The organism is uncultured Porphyromonas sp., from assembly GCF_947254915.1.
In the GTDB taxonomy this organism is placed as follows: domain Bacteria; phylum Bacteroidota; class Bacteroidia; order Bacteroidales; family Porphyromonadaceae; genus Porphyromonas.
Map to the genome: position 1 here is coordinate 1 of NZ_CAMYEZ010000165.1, position 2,989 is coordinate 2,989.

Genomic DNA, 2,989 nt, shown 5'->3' on the forward strand with positions numbered 1-2,989 from the left:
GAGGGACGAAATAAAACTTCGGAAGAATGAAATGAAACTTCGGAAGAATGAAATCGCAAGTCCGAAGAATTTTTCCATTCCTCGCTGGAAAATCAGAATTTGCTCCGAGGATTTTTGGGGTTTCCTGAGGGGGCTGGCTATTGGCACTAGAGGCACTAGTGCTCCTAGTGAAGCTAGGATCTCTAATCTCTAGCCCCTCTAATCTCTAATTTCGTATCTTTGCAGATAGATATAATGAGAGCCTTGGGGGCTTTCGCCACATAGTATAGTTTATGCTCAAAGAAATCTTATCCATCTCAGGCAAGCCAGGACTCTTTAAGCTCCTGACCCACACCAAGAATAGTATCATCGTCGAGGATCTAGAGACGAAGCGTCGTATACCCGCTTACGCCTCCGATCGTGTCGTATCGCTAGGCGATATATCGATCTACACGACGACCGAGGAGACGCCACTGCGCCTGATCCTACAGACGCTCCTCGACAAGTACGAGGGCAAGCCCGTAGACCTCAAGAGCCTTAGTGGCAAGGAGGCTTACTTTGACCTCTTTGCAGAGGTGCTCCCTGAGTACGACCGCCAGCGTGTCCACGACAACGATATCAAGAAGATCTTCCGCTGGTACAATATCCTCGTAGAGACGGGTCATACCGACTTCTCCGAGCCTGCACCTGAGGAGACTAGCGAGGCTAGCGAGACGCCCGCTGAGGAGTAAGAGACCTATCGAGCCACGCTTGGCTCACCACTCTTGTCTAATAACTTTACCACATAATATCATGTACAAAGAACTGAAGAACTTCCTCACCAAGGAGATCCAGGACACTAAGGATGCGGGTCTCTACAAGGAGGAGCGCATTATCATCACCCCTCAGACGGCTGCCATCAAGGTACAGGGGGGTAAGGATGTCTTGAACTTCTGCGCTAACAACTATCTAGGTCTATCTGACAATCCTCGCCTCGTCAAGGCTGCTAAGGATATGATGGACTCGCACGGATACGGTATGAGTAGCGTACGCTTCATCTGCGGTACGCAAGATATCCACAAGCAGCTCGAGCAGGCTATCGCTCACTACTTCCACACGGAGGATGCGATCCTCTACGCTGCTTGCTTTGATGCCAATGGCGGTGTCTTCGAGCCTCTCTTTGGCCCAGAGGATGCGATCATTAGCGACTCGCTGAACCACGCTTCCATCATCGATGGTGTACGCCTCTGCAAGGCTAAGCGCTATCGCTACGCTAATGCCAATATGGAGGAGCTCGAGAAGTGCCTTCAGGAGGCTCAGGAGCAGCGCTTCCGCATCATCGTCACGGACGGTGTCTTCAGTATGGACGGCAACGTAGCTCCTATGGACAAGATCTGCGACCTCGCTGACAAGTACGATGCGCTCGTCATGGTTGATGAGTGCCACTCGGCTGGTGTCGTTGGCAAGACGGGTCGTGGTGTCGCTGAGGCGTTTGACTGCTTCGACCGTATCGACATCCACACGGGTACGCTGGGCAAGGCTTTCGGCGGTGCTATCGGTGGCTTTACGGCTGGTCCTAAGGAGATCATTGAGATGCTACGTCAGCGCTCTAGACCTTACCTCTTCTCTAACTCACTGCCACCCGCAGTAGTCGGCGCTGGTCTTGAGGTCTTCAAGATGCTGGAGGAGGATGACTCGCTGCACACCAAGCTGATGGAGAATGTCAAGTACTTCCGTGATAAGATGCTCGCTGCGGGCTTTGATATCAAGCCTACACAGAGCGCTATCTGTGCCGTGATGCTCTACGACGCTCCCCTATCTCAGCGCTACGCTGCTCGTCTCCTCGAGGAGGGTATCTATGTGACTGGCTTCTACTATCCAGTCGTACCGAAGGGCGAGGCTCGTATCCGTGTACAGCTCTCTGCAGCTCACGAGCGTGAGCACCTTGACAAGGCGATCGCTGCCTTTATCAAGATAGGCAAGGAGCTCGGCGTGATCAAGTAGAGACTGTTGCAAAAGTCTCAAGTAATTGCAGCGCTTAGCAAAGCATAACTAACAACGAAGGTGACTAGACGCTATCCCATCACATAGGGAGTGCAGGTCTAGTCACCTTCCTCTTTATATTAAGCTGTTAAACTACCCTATATATGTCCCTGCGAATAGTTGTAGATAGTTCTATCCCCTATATGGCCGACGGTATGCCCCTCGGAGTCGAGGCGCACTACTTGCCGAGCGGTGAGATAACGGCCGAGGCGGTTGCCGATGCCGATGCGTTGATGATCCGTAGCGTGACGCGCTGTGACCGAGCACTACTGGAGGGTAGCGCTGTACGTCTGATCACCTCGGCGACAGCGGGCTTTGACCATATAGATACCAACTACTGCCGTGAGGCAGGCATTCGTTGGTACAATGCTCCTGGGTGCAACGCTGCTTCCGTAGCGCAATATGTCCTGACAGCGATCGCTCGTATCGCCTTAGAGCAGGGTTTGGCACCTGAGGATATAACGCTCGGAATCATCGGTACGGGACATACAGGCGGACGGATCTATCAGCGTGCCAAAGCGCTCGGCATGCGGACGCTCCTCTACGACCCGCCTCTCGTGGCGGCTTACGATGAGCACCCTGACTGGCAGAGCTATCTGGAGGAGCTGGACAGCAAAGGGCTCCCACGCCCCTACCTTGCGGAGACTATGCCCTCGCTGCGGAATAGCTATGTAGAGCTAGAGACGCTCCTCTCATCGGCTACGATCATTACCTGCCACGTGCCTCTGACTAAGGGGGGCTCCTACCCCACCTATCACTTGGTCAATGACGCTTTCTTGCGAAGTGCTCAGCAACGACCTTGGTTGATCAACGCTTGTCGTGGAGCTGTCGTGGATACTGCCGCACTAGTACGTGCGATAGACGACAAGGCGGTCTCAGGAGCCGTGATCGACTGCTGGGAGGGCGAGCCACACATAGCGCAGGCACTACTAGACCGTGTCTTCATCGGCACACCACACATTGCGGGCTTCTCGGTACATGGTAAGGC

The 2,989-nt window shown here is 53.6% G+C and carries 4 protein-coding genes; all 4 read left to right on the top strand.

The genetic code is table 11. From position 1 onward, the window contains the following. Window positions 1–193, top strand: a 193-nt coding sequence (locus Q0X57_RS08050; RefSeq protein ID WP_297729954.1) for a hypothetical protein, incomplete at its 5' end; no start/stop codon positions are given. 79 nt (window positions 194–272) lie between these two features. Further along, on the top strand, window positions 273–710 hold the full coding sequence (locus Q0X57_RS08055) for a DUF5606 domain-containing protein (protein WP_297729956.1): 438 nt from the start codon (window positions 273–275) through the stop codon (window positions 708–710). Between the two features lie 61 nt (window positions 711–771). Next, window positions 772–1,962, top strand: a complete 1,191-nt coding sequence (gene kbl / locus Q0X57_RS08060) for a glycine C-acetyltransferase (protein ID WP_297729958.1) — start codon at window positions 772–774, stop codon at window positions 1,960–1,962. Window positions 1,963–2,105: 143 nt separating this feature from the next. Then, window positions 2,106–2,989 (top strand): 4-phosphoerythronate dehydrogenase (locus Q0X57_RS08065; protein WP_297729960.1); only part of this gene is annotated, 884 nt, incomplete at its 3' end.

Bases quoted from the DNA above. Each gene is read 5' to 3' on its own strand.
- Q0X57_RS08055 (WP_297729956.1), top strand. From the start codon at position 273: ATGCTCAAAGAAATCTTATCCATCTCAGGCAAGCCAGGACTCTTTAAG.
- kbl (WP_297729958.1), top strand. From the start codon at position 772: ATGTACAAAGAACTGAAGAACTTCCTCACCAAGGAGATCCAGGACACT.